This is a genomic window from Desulfofundulus thermocisternus DSM 10259 (assembly GCF_000686645.1).
Taxonomy (GTDB): Bacteria; Bacillota; Desulfotomaculia; order Desulfotomaculales; family Desulfovirgulaceae; genus Desulfofundulus; species Desulfofundulus australicus.
This window is the reverse complement of sequence record NZ_JMLG01000001.1, coordinates 222362-237608: the sequence shown is the minus strand read 5'-3', so window position 1 is coordinate 237608 and position 15247 is coordinate 222362. Positions and strand designations below refer to the sequence as shown.

The following is a 15247-nucleotide window of genomic DNA, read 5'->3' as shown; positions in this document are numbered from 1 at the left end:
CTGCTAAGGGCAAATATTTTTAACTACTTTATATTTTGGAGGTGCCTGATGTTTAGTTTGCTGGGACTTTCCACAATTATCTTTTTATTACTTCTCTTAATAGGCATAACGGTGGTTTTCAGTTTCATCCCCGTGGGGCTGTGGATTTCCGCCCTGGCCTCAGGGGTGAAAATCGGCATTATTACCCTGGTGGGTATGCGCCTGCGGCGGGTACCGCCGGCAAAAATTGTCGGCCCGTTGATCAAGGCCGACAAGGCCGGCCTCAATGTGACCGTCAACCAGCTGGAGGCCCATTACCTGGCCGGGGGCAATGTGGACCGGGTGGTGGATGCTCTCATTGCCGCCGAGCGGGCGGACATTCCCCTCACTTTTGAGCGGGCCGCGGCCATCGATCTGGCCGGGCGCAATGTCCTGGAAGCGGTGCAGATGAGCGTCAATCCCAAGGTGATACAAACTCCCATGGTATCCGCCGTGGCCAAGGACGGTATTGAGGTCAAGGTTATCGCCCGGGTTACGGTGCGGGCCAATATCGACCGCCTGGTGGGTGGTGCCGGTGAGGAAACCATCCTGGCCCGGGTGGGTGAAGGCGTCGTAACTACGGTCGGCAGTGCCGAAAGCCACAAGCACGTGCTGGAAAACCCGGACTCCATTTCCCGGACCGTGCTGGAAAAGGGCCTGGATGCCGGGACGGCTTTCGAAATCCTTTCGATTGATATTGCCGACGTGGACGTGGGGCGGAACATCGGCGCCCAGTTGCAAATCGACCAGGCAGAAGCAGACAAGCGCATTGCCCAGGCCAAAGCAGAAGAGCGGCGGGCCATGGCCGTGGCCAAAGAGCAGGAGATGCGGGCCATGGTGGAGGAAATGCGCGCCCGGGTGGTGGAAGCGGAAGCGGAAGTGCCCCGGGCCATGGCCGAGGCGTTGCGCCAGGGCAAACTGGGTGTGATGGATTATTATAACATGCAAAACCTGCTGGCCGATACCCGTATGCGCGAGGGTCTGGCCAGGATGGGCGGCGAGCCGGGTGAGCCCGGCGAATCCTCCAGGAAAGGAAAGGAACGCTAACCCATGGAAGCGCTCATTTTCTGGGCCTTTCTCCTGTTTGTTTTCTGGACAGTCTTTGCCAGGGATCGCGGCAGGTCGGACCGGCGTTATCCCGGGGGCTCTATACCCCCTTTTCCAGAACAAAAGGCACGTGAAAAACAGCAGGATGATTCCATGAAGGAACCGGGGAATTACGGGGAGGAGGAAGATTTGCCTTTACCGGGACCCTGGAGCCGTCGACAGGAAGAGGCGGATCTACCCCTGCCCGGTCCGTGGGGTCGCAGGCCGGAAGAGACTGATCTGCCCCTGCCGGGTCCGTGGGACCGCCGGGAAAGTGCTCCGGAGGATGTTCCCCTTCCCGGCCCGTGGAACCGGCAGGAGGAAGGACCGTTTCCCCGCCCCTGGCACAGACGGGAAAGGGATCTGCAAGATCAGGTGCCCGGCGGGGAAAGGGTGCGCAAAGCACCTGCCGGTGTGTCCCGGCGGGAGCAACAGGAGTGCTGCCCTGACCCCGATTTAGAACATAAACCGGAACGGGAACGGACGGCTGAAACGAAGCGTGAGGCCCGCCGGGAACGTCCCGTACGGGACGTTCCCGGAGTTGAAGGTGCGGACCAGGTTTTTATGGAAACCCGGGACCCCTGCCCCCGGCCGGTGCAATGTCCCCTGCTTTCGAGACGCAACCTGGCTGCGGCGGTGATCCTGTCTGAAGTGCTGAATTTCCGTGGCGGCCGGCAGGCCCGGAGAAGGAGAGGGACGCGGTAGGAACATCATGGCAAAATCAAGCTGCAATTGAGGAGGTGCATTTATGCAAAACCACATCTGTGGGGCCGGTTTATCCGCCCGCCCGGGAAAACCCTGCCCCCGTTGCGGAACTCCCGGCTTGCCTGTTAATACGGGTAAAGAATGCCTGACCAGAAACCCCGCCGGCCGTTGATGTAAACCGGCGGTGCAATCGGTGATTGCACGGGGTCTGGTTTTCTACCGGTGTTCGCCCAGGATGTATTCCTGAAACATGGGCTCAACAAATTTATATGATCCGCGCCCGTCTTTTTCGATGATTGCTTTGGCCATCAGGTAATCCAGGGCTCTTTTGATTTCGTTGGGATTGGCTTTCCGGCTATACACCCTGTTTCCCGCGGCAATACGCTTCAACACCTCGCGGACATGAGATTTTTGGCTGAGCTCATCCAATATTTCGTCGTAAATTTGGGCCAGGATCAATAAAGCCCGGTCATATCCCAGCTGAACAAACTTTGGAGTTACGGTATTTTTTCCTGCTTCAAGGAGAGCGTAGTAAATTTCCGAACAAACGAGCATGGTGTCCTGGGGGTGGCCGCCGGTTTTTTGCAAAATTCCCCTGGTAATTTCACTATCCACTTCAATATTTTGTTCGGCAAATTTTCGGGTAATATATGTTACCCATGAATCTTCGGGAATAGAAGGGATGGGAAGGATCACGGCGAAGCGGTAGAAGGCTTCTTTCCGGTTGCTGAACAGGGCTTTCATTATACCTTCTTTGGAACCAAGAAAAAGATAAGATACGTTCTTATGATTTTGGAAATGTGACCGCATTTTTTTATAGATTTCTTCCTGGCTGACCACGCGGGAAGCGTCCTGGAACTCGTCAAACAGGACCACCATATTTCTTCCATCGCGGGTTGCAAGAATTTCCGGCAAATCCAGCGCGTAATCCAGCAGTGCGTTTTCATCTGGCTCGCCGTGGAGGAAACCAAAACCGAATTCCAGGTCTTCAAGCTTAATCGTCAACTTCGCCATACCGGCGATAGCTTTGGCACGATCTTTCAGGACATCCAGCGTTTTGCGGATTCCCGTTCTGTTTTCCAGGCAGGCGTTGATCAGAGAAACAGCGAATTCTCGTTTGTTTGAAAGGCGGAAAAAGTCTACAGAAGCTGTGTAAAAACCCTGCTCTTTCAATCGTCTCAAAACTTCGTAAGCAATAGAAGTTTTTCCTATTCTGCGGGGGCCGGCCAGCATCACACTCTGTCCGTCACCCAGCCTGATTTGAAGGGAAGTGATAAAATCCTCTCTGTCCACGATGTCTTTTTCTGAAACAGGACCACCGACGGGAAATAATTTGCCGGGCAAAAGTTGCACACCTCTATTACAGATATTACTTTCTGTGTAATATTATATTACATGTAAGGTAATATGTCAAATTGCCGGCCTGCCGGGCCGTCAACCCGGCAAAAACTTAACGAAGAAGCGTGAATGTCGATACGTAAATTAACTGTAACTCTCAAACCGGGGTGATATTAGTTGCGTTTCGCCACCCAAAGCATCATTGGCACTGCCAGCAACTGGACTATTACCGAAAATGCCACCACATACCCTACCGACAGGTCATACAAAATCCCCATCAGGGCGCTGCCCAGGAACCAGAACAGGCCGTACCCGGTATTGAACACCCCGTAGGCAGTCCCGCGCTTATCGGGGGGGATCATACCGGCAATGGCTGCCCTTAAAACCGATTCCTGTGCTCCCATACCAATGCCCCAGATTACCATCCCTGTTACAACTGTTATAAAGTCCCCCAAAAACACTAAGGGTGCAAATGAGGATGAAACCAGTACAGCTATGACCAGAATATTGATTCCGGTACGGTCAAACAAGTATCCAAAAATTAAAGCTGCCAGGGCATCGGCTGCCATTGCTATGGCATAAAGTACTGGAAGCCATGCGGGCGAAATCAGAGAAGTCTTACCCAGGTGGAAGGCAATTAAAGGATAATCAACATAGCCGGCCGCTATGAGGGCGACGGCTGCCAGGTAGAGCCAGAATTTTGACGGCAAACCTTTCCCTTCCACCATGATTGGAGCTGCTTCCAGCTCTCGGGGGACCGGATATAAAATCCTGGCAGCGATGAGGATTATTAGCGCTACGGAAGCCGGCACCAGTAAAACGGCAAATCCTGCTTTATAATTGCCTTTTAAAAAGTATAACACCAGGGCTACAATTAAAGGACCGGTAATGGCGCCAATTTGATCCAGAGCTTCGTGAAGGCCAAATCCCCGTCCTCTCCCAACTTCCGAAGTGGCGTAAGAAAGCATGGCATCACGGGCGGGAGTGCGGATGGCCTTCCCCACTCTTTCTGTAATCATTAAACCTGCTGCCACTGGCCAGTTGCCTGCCAGGGCCAGAAAAGGAACCGCCAGGAGGTTTAAAAAATACCCCAGAATTGTAATCGGCCAGTATTTCCCCGTACGATCGCTTATATAACCGGAAAACAGCCGCACACCGTAACCCAGCAGTTCTCCCAATCCGGCAACGAAACCAACGATTGTCCCGGTAGCTCCCAGCACTGCCAGGAAAGGACCGGTAATGCTGCGGGCACCTTCATAGGTCATGTCTGAAAAGAGGCTAACGATTCCCAGCAGGATGATAAATTTAAATGCTCTCCGGGTGGTGTGATTCATTTTCTTTTCTCCATGAGGTTCCATCAGAGGTCCTCCTTTCCTGTTTGCTCTTCCAGTAGGTACAGCCATCTGTAACTTGAATGGTATCCAGGCGGGGAAAAATTAAATCAACCACTTTATACATTCAGGTGGAAAGGTGAAGCTTATCGATACCAGGTTACCGCTAATAGCTAACTCTGCCCTGTTCCGTGCGCCGCGGCGCTTAGCGTGAGAAAGGGTTTCCAGAATCAACACGCCAGCAAGAAGTAAGGCCCCGAAGCCATTGCCCGGCAATCGGGCCGGAAACAGCCGGTGATCTCCCGCGTTCCTAACCGGGCCTTCTTCAATCATTTTCCAGTTTCAAAAGGCCTTCTAGATTTTGTCTTAAAATAGAGAGCTTTTGTTTTTCCTCTTCGCATTTGGCACGGGATTTTTCTTGTTCGGCGACACTGGCTTTCTTTTCCTCAAGGGCTTTTTGCAAAGCGTTTTTAAGGCTGAAGGCAACGGCGTCCGAGCGTAACCTCAGCTCACCTGCCACCTGGCGTACTTTTTCCTTTAAACTCTCCACCAGGTCGGCCCGCACTCTACCGCAGTTGCGGTTCAAAAGCTCCGCCAAACTGGCACGGGTTTTGGTGAGGATGTGTTTTTTAAGCAATGCCTTTGGTAAAAGAGATGCTACGGTCAATTCTTCAAAAGCGGGAATAAAGGTGGGGTGTTCGTAAAAGTGGAAGTAGAAATAACGGTCGCCCAGAATATAGTCTTTATAAGCCGTTTTATGGACTTCTACCTGGAAAATTTCTGCCGAGGCAGCCATTAAGCGGTCTACTATATCTTCGATGCGCTTGAAGAAACGCCGGGCCACCCGGGCGAATTCCTGCTGCATTATTTCTTTTTCGCGTTCCCTTTGTTCTTCCAGCACGCCCAGGATGATCTTCTTGATGTAATCCTGGGCCAGGCCGGCAGTTTCTTTCACCGAATGCCCGGGGTAATTATCTTCGATGAATTCCTCCAGTTGCCCGGCCAGCTGGGGGAATACACGGCGTTTAAAGGTTTCCATATCTTCCGCCACGCGGTCAGCCAGCTTATCCACCTCCCGGTAAAGCAAGTAGATGCTGTCTTCCCGTTCCTGCTCCAGATGGGCCAGTTCCGCTTCAAAGGCGGCAATCTTCCTCTCCAGCTCTTCCAGGGAATCTTCCATACCGCGGCGCCAGAGCTCCAGGCCCAGCTCCAGTTCGTTCAGGATGCGCAGCGCCCGCGAGGCCGTGGCTGAAATAATGAGCGCTCCCTTCTGGCGCCTGATCAGATCGTTTATCAGGTTCTCCAGTTCCGTCATCCGGCTTGTTTTCAGCCGTTCTGCATCATTCTGCTCCTTTCCTTCCAGGGCCAGGCGGGCTGAAAGCGGGACCAGTAATATATCCTGAGTCTGAAGTTGTTCCTGCAGCATCCTGCGGGTGAAGTCCAAAGCTTCCGCCAGGTCATGCGGACTGACAATGTCAATTTTGTTGAGCACAAATATGAGCTTATGCACGTGGTGCCGGACGTCGCGCAGGTAATCCAGTTCTCCCTTGCCCAGCGGTGCATCTACCGAAATAACAAAGAGTGCCGCGTCGGCCCGGGGCAGGTAGCCGTAAGCTGCTTCGGTATTATGGGTGTAGGCCGAACCCACCCCGGGAGTATCCACCAGGATAATTCCTTCAGCCAGGAAAGGGGCGGGATAGATAACCTCCACTTCGCGCACTTTTTTAATGTTACGGGGGTTTTCTTTTTCCGTTACGTACTGCACGATAGCTCCAACGGGTACTTTTACGCTTCGTCCGTCCAGGAACACGACCGTTGCCTGCGGTTCCGGGCCATGGCGTATAAAGGTGGGGATCGCTGTAAGAGGTACGATGGCGGTAGGCAGGATGCGCGTTCCCACAAGGGCATTGATCAGGGTCGACTTGCCCCGCTTAAACTCACCCATCACCACCAGGGTGAATGTCTCTGAGGCAACCCGGGCCAAGCTTTCGGTGAGCAGGTCCACCGCAAAGCGGTTTCCCCCGGCCTCAGCCAGAGTGATCAATTGTTCGACTGCATTGGTGAGCAGTGTTTTTTGCTCACGAAAATGTTCCAGCATCAACCAATCACCTCTTTGCTTCCGTGTTTAAGGGAGCAGTATGCCGGAAAATGAACAAAAACTCCTACCATCACCTTACTGGATTTTGGTAGGAGCCATCAGCCTTTCCGGGCATTCCAGGCGAGCTCCATCGCCATGGAGCAGATTCCTGGATTAGTCTTCCCTGCCTTTTGCCACCAGCACATCACACGCTGCGTGACGGATTACGTAGGAAGAGACACTGCCCATGACCAGCTTTTGAATGGCGCTCCAGCCGTGGGTCCCCACTACGATCAGATCAAAGTTGTTCTCCCTGGCAAAACGGACGATGGTTTCCCCCACGTGGCCGAAGATCAGGTGCGTGGTCAGCTTTACGTTTTTACCGGCCGCTCGGGAAACTGCATCTCCCAGCTTCTTTTCGTAAAATTCCCGTGCCCTGGTCACCATGTCGTCTACTTCTGCTACGGTGCCCGCATAGTCCGGCAGGTTTACCACGGCAACCGCGTGTAGCTCGCAACCGCAACAACGGGTCAGCTCGATTCCTGCAGACAGGGCCCTGTTGGAGTAAGGAGAACCGTCATAGGCCACCAGCACTTTGCTATACATGACCTTTCACCCTTTCTTAATCTGCCGCCCTCAAGCCGGTTGCTTGCTCAATCTTTTATAGTTTATAGTTTTTCCGGGATCATCGGCTTTTTCAGCGGCGAATTTCAGATTAGATATTCCAGGGGGTACCTGAAATCAGTTATCATTCCTCCGGTACCGGGCGACGTTTGGAGATGGAAACTACATCGCCGGCTTCGGCCGCCTCCACCCGGGGCCGGAAGAAAGCCTGGGCGATAATGGTGGGAATCACCCCGCTGGCTATCACTACCGTTACCAGTATGGTGTACTGCTGCTGGTCGATGTAGTGATGGCTTAACCCGAAAAGTGCCGAGATGGTGCCAAAGGTCAGGCCGGTACACATGAGCAATGTGGTGTACATGCCTTCCCGGTGCTTATAACGGAACAGCCTGGTCAGGGGCCATATTCCAACAAATTTGCTTACCATTTTTACCATCAGCAGGATCAAGATTAACCCAAAGGAACCTACGACGGCGGGCAGGGAAACATACAGACCTGCTTTCAGGAAGTAGAATGGGGTGAGGAAGGCAAAGGCAGCGGCCCGCATGCGCTGCAAAAGTTCTTTTTCCCTCTGAAAGAAACCCGCCAGGGCCAGGCCCAGCAGGTAGGCCGGCAAGACGGCTTCGCTGTTGGCCTTGCCGGCCAGCCCGCCCAGCAACAGCAGGGCAAAAAGCACGTATTTTACCTCAATCTGGCTTACCTGGCGGCCGAACCTCTCCTGAAAGGCGGGTGTGATTTTGGGCATTAAGAACAGCACAATCGCGGTGGCCGCAATAAAGATGAGCATCCAGTAGTCATAGTTGGCAAAGAGTATACCCAGGGCCAGCACCGTGCCCAGGTCGTTAATGAAACAGGCGGCCAGGATGATTTGCCCCAGTTCCGTTTCGTTCAGGCGCGTTTCCACCATGACCGCGTACACTATGGCCACGGAAGTGGTGGAAAGGGCGATGCCGGCAATCTGCGCCGCCTGCAGGTCCCACCCGGCCACGTAGTAGGCATAGGCAAAAGCCCCCAGGAAGGGAAAAAGAAAGCCTACCACACCCAGGGAAACGCTTTCCTTGAACTTGCTTTTCAGCACCGCCGGATCCACTTCGGCTCCGGCCAGAAAGGTAAGGACAATTGCACCCAATCCCGCCAGGAAGTTAACCCAGGTATTTACCTCCAGTCCCAGGTAATTGCCGCCAATTACCCCCACCATGATTTCCACCATGGCCACCGATATGCCGGTGCGTACAGAAATCAACCCGGCGGCCAGAGCCAGCCCGACCCAGGTGGCCGCCTCAAGCCACGTGTTCAAAGAAAATACCTCCTTTTCTCGAAAAGTGCATTAAAAAAGCTCCTACCGGAATCCCACTGGACTCTGGTAGGAGCTATTAGCCCGAAGGGCGCTTAAAGGCGAGCTCCATCGCCCGGTGTGTTGTGTCTGACGAAATTATATTAGCATGTTCAGCCAGAAGGTGTCAATAAGAAACTACTTGATAATACGGACACAGGATCACTCTGCTATTTTACAGCCAGGAAAAACAGGTACAGAAGTGATAAAATCACCGGCTGGTGTACCAGGTAGATGGTCAGCGAGTGCCGGCCCAGGAGTTGCAGTGACCGGCCCAGCGGATGAAAGGGCAGGAGAGAGTGGGGAAAAAGGCTTTGCCTGGAGGAGTAAAACGTCTTTCCCAGGGACATGCCCCACAGGAACACTCCCAGCCAGGGGCAAAGGGGGTAGTAGTCCAGGGAAAAGAAGTTCTCCGGTTTTAAACCCAGCCAGACCAGCCAGTTGTGGGACAGGGTAAGGGTGCCGGTATAGCGTCCGGTCAGCAGGATGGTGGCGCCCAGGACAGCCAGGAACGGTGAAGGCAGTCCCCTGAAAAGGGGGGCCAGAAGGATGCATGTTCCCAGGAACTGCAGGATGCCGAAAATAATGTTGCTCCCGGGGAGTACTGTTTCGACCACGAGGTAAATGACGAAGCCCCAGAGGAAGATTTTTACCCCCCGCCGCAGGTTACTGGCAGTGAACAAAGAGCTTATTCCGGCAATGAGGATGAAGAGGATGGCCGCTCCTTTTCCGGTATAGTAGATCAGCCCCTGCTGGTAGTCCAGGGGGAGGTGGAAAAATTCCGCCAGGTCGTAAAGAAAATGGAAGGTTACCATTAGCAGGATGGCCACTCCCCGGAAGAGGTCGATTTCCCAGATGCGATTCGAAGTGGTTTTTTCTTTAATCTTAAGAGTAACGGGACCGGCGCCGGTGGCGGGCATGTTAAAAATACCTCCCGTTTAAGCGTGCCTTTTGTTCACATGTGAAATGACCACGGGCATGGTGATAATCATGCTCAGGATAAAAACCCATACGGCGCCCCCGATACGGGCTACGGCCGGGTAGGAAATCCCCGTGGCATAGGTGGCCAGAAGGAAGAGAAAGGCGGCGGCCAGGGAGATGCCCGTGTAGATCCAGGCGCTTACGCGGGTGGAATTATTCATTATCTTCATCTCCTTTCCGGTTCCGGTTCAAGTGTTAAACCCCCATGTTTTGCCGTTACCGCAGCGCCGGGCCGGGTAATGGTTGTGCCGCCTCCCCCCGGGGCTCCCGTTGTCCCCTCTTCATGGAGGGGACAAAACGTTTTAGGAGCAGGGTGTTCAGGGTTACCGAGACTGAGCTCATGGCCATGAAAAAGGCGGCCAGCTCCGGGCTTACAATCAGCCCGGTAGATGGGTAGAGAAGGCCGGCAGCTATGGGAATGCCCAGGCTGTTGTAGACAAAGGCCCAGACCAGGTTTTGCCGCACCTTGCGCATTGTCGCCCGGGCTATCTCAATGGCCGAGACCACGTCCCGCAGGTCTGATTTGATCAGGATTACATCACCTGTTTCTTTTGCAATATCTGTACCGGTTCCAATGGCCATGCCCACGTCGGCAGCCGCCAGGGCCGGGGCATCGTTGATGCCGTCCCCCACCATGGCAACCTTCAGGCCGCGGGCCTGCAGCCTGCGCACTTCTTCCGCTTTGTCCTGGGGCAGCACTTCCGCCAGCACTTTTTCAATACCTGCCTGGCGGGCGATGGCTTCGGCGGTGCGGCGGTTGTCCCCCGTAATCATGAACACCTGCAGGCCCATTTTTTTCAGCCGGGCTATGGCCTGGGGCACGTGCTCTTTAATCGTATCGGCCACAGCGATTATTCCGGCCGCCTGCCCGTCCACCGCCAGGAACATGGCGGTTTTGCCATCCTGCTCCAGTGATTGCACGGAGGGCAGCAGGGCTTCAATGGAAACCCCTTCCCTTTCCATCAACCGGCGGTTGCCCAGCAATATCGTGCAGTTCCGGTAGCGGGCCCTGATGCCGTGGCCGGGTATGGCCTCGAATTCCTCCGCTTCTTCAACGGTTATGCCGGCCCTTTCCGCTCCCCGGACAATGGCTTCACCCAGGGGGTGCTCGGAATTCTTTTCTGCCGCGGCGGCCAGGCCGAGCAGCTCTTCCCGCGTAAAGCCGGGAACAGGGATGACATCAGTGAGGGAAGGTTCGCCCCGGGTAATGGTGCCCGTTTTATCAAAGAGTACCGCCTGCAGGGCAGCGGTGGCTTCCACGGCATCGGCTCCTTTAAAGAGGATGCCGTTTTCCGCTCCCTTCCCCGTCCCGGCCATCATGGCGCTGGGAGTGGCTAGGCCCAGGGCGCAGGGGCAGGATATTACCAGGGTGGTCACGCTCAAGAGCAGGGCAAAGCCGAAAACCCCCACTTCAGCCAGGCTGTATGGTGAAAGGAGGAAATGGCTGTCCGGCCGGAAATAGGCATGATAGCCGTAGAAAAACCAGAAGAGAAATACGACCAGCGCCAGCACATGAACTCCGGCAATGAAGTGTCCGGCCACCAGATCGGCCAGCCTTTGCACCGGTGCTTTAGTGGCCTGGGCGTCTTCCACCAGGCGGATGATCCGGGCCAGGGCCGTGTCCCGCCCCACCCTGGTGGCCTCAAATTTAAAGGTTCCGGTTTTGTTGATGGTGGCTCCGATTACCTCATCGCCCGGTTTTTTCTCCACAGGAATGCTTTCCCCGGTGATCATGGACTCGTCCACCGCCGAATGCCCTTCAATTACCCTTCCGTCCACGGGAATGCTTTCCCCGGGACGCACCACCACCACGTCGCCGGGCACCACATCAAGGGCGGCAATTTCCATTTCCCGGCCTTCCCGGATTACCCGGGCGGTTCTGGGCTGCAGGTTGAGCAGCTTCCGGATGGCTTCGGAAACGCGGCCCCGGGTGAGGGCTTCCAGGTAGCGGCCCAGAACTATAAAAGCGGTTAACATGGCAGCCGACTCAAAAAAGGTAGCCCCCCTGCCTCCAAAACCGGCCCCGGGCCAGAAGGTGTTTATGGTGGCAATGAGGTAAGCTGCTCCTATTCCCGTGGCATAGAGGAGGTTCATATCGGTGGAGCCCTTTTTTAAACCGTTAAAACTGTGCACGAAAAACTGCCCGCCGGCGATGAACACCACCGGGGTGGCCAGAGCCCATAAAAAGAAGGTGTTTCCCATGAATTCAGGCACGAAGCGGGGGAGAATCCATACGTCCCGGAACATCCCCAGCATGATTAAAAGGGACAGGGGCCAGGCAATCCACATGTTCCGCGCCTGGCGGCGTATTTCCTGCTGGCGGGCCCGTTTCTCCCGGTCCAGGGCTTCCCGGCCCGTGGTCTTCTCCGCCACCTCGTAGCCCAGTTCGGCAATTACCTCTTTAATCCGGCCGGGTGTTACCGCTCCAGGGTAGTAGGTTATCCGGGCGGTTTCTGCGGGAAGGCTGACGGCCACGTCCGCAACCCCGGGCAGCCCGGAAACCGCCCGTTCCACCCGGGCCACGCAGGCCGCGCAGCTCATACCCCTTACGGAAAGATATACTTCTTCTGCGGGCACCTGGTAGCCCAGTTCCCGGATGGTCTTAACCAGCTGTTCCACGGATACCTTTCCCGGGTCGTATTCCACACCGGCCTTGCCGGTGACCAGGTTGACCGCAGCGCCCGTTACCCCGGGCGTATTCTTTAAAGCCCGTTCCACCCGGGCCGCGCAGGCGGCACAGCTCATGCCTTCTACGGGGATACTGACTTGTGCCATGATCTTGCCTCCTTGCCGGCATCGGCAGTTTCGACCATTTTTTCTTTACCATACCCCTGTAGGGTATAGCTTTATTTTAAATCTTAATCCCGTCCCCTAAGGAAAGTCAATATATATTTTTGTCTTTAAGGTTTAGAATGTCCGCCGCTTTTATTTTTAAATAATAAAAAGCCCGCAGTTTTTTGCCTGCAGGCTTTCAAACGGGCAGTTTACCGTCTTGCCCGGGACTGTATTCAGCAGCCGCCTTTACAATGAGCTACGGGACGCAGCAGGTAACGCTTTCTCAGCACGCGGGTTAGCCTCCTTTCCTGATAGCTATCTGGTAAATTGATCCAGCACCTGCATGAGCTCTTCGATGGCCTCGTCACCCCGGTCCTCGCGGATGGCCCGGGCCACACAGCCCCGGGTATGACTCCGCAAAAGGGATAGAGCTACCTTTTGCAGTGCCGCCCGGGTGGCGCTGATCTGCAGGAGGATATCCACACAGTAGCGGTCTTCTTCGATCATTTTTTGAATACCGCGGATCTGCCCCTCGATTTTTCTGAGGCGGTTTAAGAGGTCTTCCTTGTTTCTTTCCACATAGGACAAACCAGATCACTCACTATCCTACCCTACTGGGGTATCCTATAAAAAATATATCAGGAGGCGAGTGCTGGTGTCAAGAAGGGTTTTTAATGCTTGCCCGGATCTGGCACAGGTATCTACATCTACGCAAAAATTTTTACCTTAATGCTAACCATATGGCAATTATTGCTGTATAACGACTGCTTACGGTACGGTGATCACCTTTCCGGGACCGCGCAGGGCTTCGTTAATCTCGTACATGTTGCTTATCCTGCCCACCTGGAGGCTGTCTTTTATCCGGTAGTACTCCAGGCAGGTGCCGCAGGAGATGATGTCCGTGCCCCTTTCGGCCATCTTTTGGAGATATTGCAGGACCGGGGAGTTGGTGCAGGTCAGGAATACCCCCGTATTTAAAAAGATGAGCTTGTCCGGGGGCGGATCGGTTTCGGCCAGGGTGGTGCATAAGCTCTTCATCAGCGTCATCCCCAGTTCGGGAGCACCCTGACCCAGCAGGTTGGAAGTGAAGAAATAGATCAGGGGGCGGGCTTCCCCGGTACTTTGTGCTACAGGTTTTGCGGCGTTGTCCGGGGCTTTTTCCGGCGCTTCCCCTTTGGTTATGGTGATCACAAAGTTACCTTCTTTTTCGGCAACCTGTACGGGATAGCCGGCGTTGCTGGCAAACATGGTTACGTTTTCCCGGGCCACCGCGTTATCCACAGTTACTATTACCTGGCCGGCAGTGATTTCCTCCAGCGCCTTCCTGGTGTTGAGCACGGGCTGGGGGCAGGCCAGCCCCCGGCAGTCCACTTCTTTTTTCACCATAACATTCACCTCTTGTTTATTATTCCACCCGGATTAGCCAGCTCTGCCTTTCCACCACCCGGCCGATGGCCCGGGCTGCCGTTACCCCTCTGGCGTGGAGCTCTTGCAGGAGGCGGTCCGCCCGCTCCGGCGGGGCGGCAATGAGCAGGCCCCCGGAGGTTTGGGGATCAAACACGACCATCTGCTGGGCGGGGGTGAGGCTTTTGGCAAATGTAACCGCTTCACCAAGGTGATCCCGGTTGTGATAGGCCCCGCCGGGAATCAGCCCCATGGAGGCCAGTTCCACTGTTTGGGGCAGAAGGGGCAGCCGGTCATACTCAAAAATTATGCTCACCCCGCTGGCTGCGGCCATTTCCGCGGCATGCCCCAGCAACCCGAACCCCGTGATGTCGGTACAGGCATGGACCCCCACGGAAAGCATGGCCGAGGCTGCCTCCCTGTTTAAGGCAACCATGCTGGCCAGGGCGGCTTCCTGCGCTTCAGGGGGAGCAAGCTCCGCTTTTACGGCCGTGGCAATGATACCCGTACCCAGCGGTTTGGTCAGGATGAGCACATCCTGAGGCATGGCGCCGGCATTGGTCAATACCTTCTGGGGATGCACCAAACCGGTGACGGCCAGCCCGTACTTGGGTTCCTCGTCCTGGACCGTGTGTCCTCCGGCGATGATGGCTCCGGCTTCCTTTACCTTATCCGCCCCCCCTTTGAGAATCTCAGCCAGGATCTCCGGAGGCAGGCAGGTGGGGAAACAGGCAATATTCAGAGCTAAAAGGGGTCGCCCGCCCATGGCATAAATGTCGCTCAGGGCGTTGGCCGCGGCTACCTGGCCAAAAAGGTAGGGATCATCCACCACCGGGGTAAAAAAGTCCACCGTTTCAATGATAGCCATATCTTCGGAGAGCTGGTAAACCGCCGCGTCGTCGGCCTTTTCCAGGCCCACCAGCAGGCGGGGGTCTTCGAGGCGTGGCATCTGCCGCAGTACCTGCGACAGGGTGGCCGGTCCCACCTTGGCCGCTCACCCGGCGGCTTTGGCCAGGGTGGTCAAGCGAATTTTTTCAGACATTATTGCTCACCTCTAAATTTACAGTTTCCCCTGTTAGCATACCAGTTTTTCGCCCCGTATAGGATGGGTTCCTTTTATTTGTGCAATAAGAATATTTTATAGAAATCGTAAGATAAAAAGAATATCCTTATAAGCTGCAGCCTGCTGCTGGAACTTAAAACCTCTGGTATCTTGTCCGCAGAGAACGCATATATTTTGGCAGGGAGGGGTTGGAAATATGACCTGGCGGGAATGGAAAAAAAAGTTATCGGAACTCCTGGAGATCCCCAATGACGTAATGCTGAACCTTCCCCGTGTTGTGCTCATGGGAAATTTGCAGGCCTTCATTGAGAATCACCGGGGCATTCTGGAATACACCCCCCAGATCGTGCGCATTGGTATTGAAGAGGGTGAGCTGGAAATTACCGGGGAGAATTTAATCCTGCGCAATATTCTGCCCGATGAGATTTGCGTGGAAGGGATGATCAAGAACGTTACGTTTAAATAGGAACAGGACAGAGCGCCGCTGGTTTTCCCTCATTTTGCCGGTGCCG

The 15247-nt window shown here is 54.8% G+C and carries 14 protein-coding genes and 2 riboswitches; of the genes, 3 read left to right on the top strand and 11 right to left on the bottom strand.

Going from position 1 to position 15247, the window contains the following annotated elements:
• Window positions 1-48: 48 nt before the first annotated feature.
• Both floA and BR83_RS0101265 read left to right on the top strand, forming a co-directional pair.
• A complete protein-coding gene (gene floA, locus BR83_RS0101270) occupies window positions 49-1065 on the top strand; it encodes a flotillin-like protein FloA (protein WP_027355558.1) in 1017 nt (338 codons plus the stop codon).
• 3 nt (window positions 1066-1068) lie between these two features.
• Window positions 1069-1809, top strand: a complete 741-nt coding sequence (locus BR83_RS0101265; protein WP_027355557.1) for a hypothetical protein — start codon at window positions 1069-1071, stop codon at window positions 1807-1809.
• A gap of 216 nt (window positions 1810-2025) precedes the next feature.
• Here BR83_RS0101265 and BR83_RS0101255 read toward each other — a convergent pair whose 3' ends face one another.
• The 11 genes from BR83_RS0101255 to selD all read right to left on the bottom strand — a co-directional run bounded on the left by BR83_RS0101255 (window position 2026) and on the right by selD (window position 14714).
• Window positions 2026-3162 carry an AAA family ATPase gene (locus BR83_RS0101255; protein ID WP_242839597.1) on the bottom strand — a complete coding sequence of 379 codons (1137 nt, stop codon included), beginning with the start codon at window positions 3160-3162 and terminating at the stop codon, window positions 2026-2028.
• A gap of 158 nt (window positions 3163-3320) precedes the next feature.
• Entirely contained in the window at window positions 3321-4505 is a 1185-nt protein-coding gene (locus tag BR83_RS0101250) for an MFS transporter (protein WP_242839596.1), read from the bottom strand.
• 298 nt (window positions 4506-4803) lie between these two features.
• Window positions 4804-6576, bottom strand: a complete 1773-nt coding sequence (locus tag BR83_RS14680) for a dynamin family protein (RefSeq protein WP_034634187.1) — start codon at window positions 6574-6576, stop codon at window positions 4804-4806.
• Window positions 6577-6658: 82 nt separating this feature from the next.
• Window positions 6659-6720, bottom strand: a riboswitch (Fluoride riboswitch).
• 9 nt (window positions 6721-6729) lie between these two features.
• A complete protein-coding gene (locus BR83_RS0101240; protein WP_027355554.1) occupies window positions 6730-7161 on the bottom strand; it encodes a universal stress protein in 432 nt (143 codons plus the stop codon).
• Between the two features lie 142 nt (window positions 7162-7303).
• The gene (locus BR83_RS0101235) at window positions 7304-8476 is read right to left on the bottom strand and encodes a cation:proton antiporter (protein ID WP_027355553.1); all 1173 of its coding nucleotides are present in this window, start codon (window positions 8474-8476) and stop codon (window positions 7304-7306) included.
• Window positions 8477-8536: 60 nt separating this feature from the next.
• A riboswitch (Fluoride riboswitch) is annotated at window positions 8537-8598 on the bottom strand.
• An 84-nt stretch (window positions 8599-8682) separates the two neighbouring features.
• A complete protein-coding gene (locus BR83_RS0101230; protein ID WP_051617715.1) occupies window positions 8683-9432 on the bottom strand; it encodes a heparan-alpha-glucosaminide N-acetyltransferase in 750 nt (249 codons plus the stop codon).
• A gap of 18 nt (window positions 9433-9450) precedes the next feature.
• Entirely contained in the window at window positions 9451-9654 is a 204-nt protein-coding gene (locus tag BR83_RS0101225) for a hypothetical protein (RefSeq protein ID WP_027355551.1), read from the bottom strand.
• A gap of 55 nt (window positions 9655-9709) precedes the next feature.
• Window positions 9710-12268, bottom strand: a complete 2559-nt coding sequence (locus BR83_RS14675; protein ID WP_034634185.1) for a heavy metal translocating P-type ATPase — start codon at window positions 12266-12268, stop codon at window positions 9710-9712.
• A 315-nt stretch (window positions 12269-12583) separates the two neighbouring features.
• A complete protein-coding gene (locus BR83_RS0101215; RefSeq protein WP_322786299.1) occupies window positions 12584-12847 on the bottom strand; it encodes a metal-sensitive transcriptional regulator in 264 nt (87 codons plus the stop codon).
• Between the two features lie 189 nt (window positions 12848-13036).
• Window positions 13037-13654, bottom strand: a complete 618-nt coding sequence (gene yedF, locus BR83_RS0101210) for a sulfurtransferase-like selenium metabolism protein YedF (RefSeq protein ID WP_083543054.1) — start codon at window positions 13652-13654, stop codon at window positions 13037-13039.
• Between the two features lie 19 nt (window positions 13655-13673).
• On the bottom strand, window positions 13674-14714 hold the full coding sequence (gene selD / locus BR83_RS0101205; RefSeq protein ID WP_084327022.1) for a selenide, water dikinase SelD: 1041 nt from the start codon (window positions 14712-14714) through the stop codon (window positions 13674-13676).
• A gap of 217 nt (window positions 14715-14931) precedes the next feature.
• Between selD and yqfC the strand changes: the two genes are divergently transcribed.
• Window positions 14932-15201: a sporulation protein YqfC gene (yqfC, locus tag BR83_RS0101200; protein WP_027355547.1), complete on the top strand. Its 270-nt coding sequence runs from the start codon at window positions 14932-14934 to the stop codon at window positions 15199-15201.
• The last annotated feature ends 46 nt before the right edge of the window (window positions 15202-15247 follow it).

Excerpts from the sequence above, each read along its gene's own strand:
- floA (WP_027355558.1), top strand. The coding sequence starts at position 49 with ATGTTTAGTTTGCTGGGACTTTCCACAATTATCTTTTTATTACTTCTC.
- BR83_RS0101265 (WP_027355557.1), top strand. The coding sequence starts at position 1,069 with ATGGAAGCGCTCATTTTCTGGGCCTTTCTCCTGTTTGTTTTCTGGACA.
- BR83_RS0101250 (WP_242839596.1), bottom strand. The coding sequence starts at position 4,505 with ATGGAACCTCATGGAGAAAAGAAAATGAATCACACCACCCGGAGAGCA.
- BR83_RS14680 (WP_034634187.1), bottom strand. The coding sequence starts at position 6,576 with ATGCTGGAACATTTTCGTGAGCAAAAAACACTGCTCACCAATGCAGTC.
- BR83_RS0101240 (WP_027355554.1), bottom strand. The coding sequence starts at position 7,161 with ATGTATAGCAAAGTGCTGGTGGCCTATGACGGTTCTCCTTACTCCAAC.
- BR83_RS0101230 (WP_051617715.1), bottom strand. The coding sequence starts at position 9,432 with ATGCCCGCCACCGGCGCCGGTCCCGTTACTCTTAAGATTAAAGAAAAA.
- BR83_RS0101225 (WP_027355551.1), bottom strand. The coding sequence starts at position 9,654 with ATGAATAATTCCACCCGCGTAAGCGCCTGGATCTACACGGGCATCTCC.
- BR83_RS14675 (WP_034634185.1), bottom strand. The coding sequence starts at position 12,268 with ATGGCACAAGTCAGTATCCCCGTAGAAGGCATGAGCTGTGCCGCCTGC.
- yedF (WP_083543054.1), bottom strand. The coding sequence starts at position 13,654 with ATGGTGAAAAAAGAAGTGGACTGCCGGGGGCTGGCCTGCCCCCAGCCC.
- yqfC (WP_027355547.1), top strand. The coding sequence starts at position 14,932 with ATGACCTGGCGGGAATGGAAAAAAAAGTTATCGGAACTCCTGGAGATC.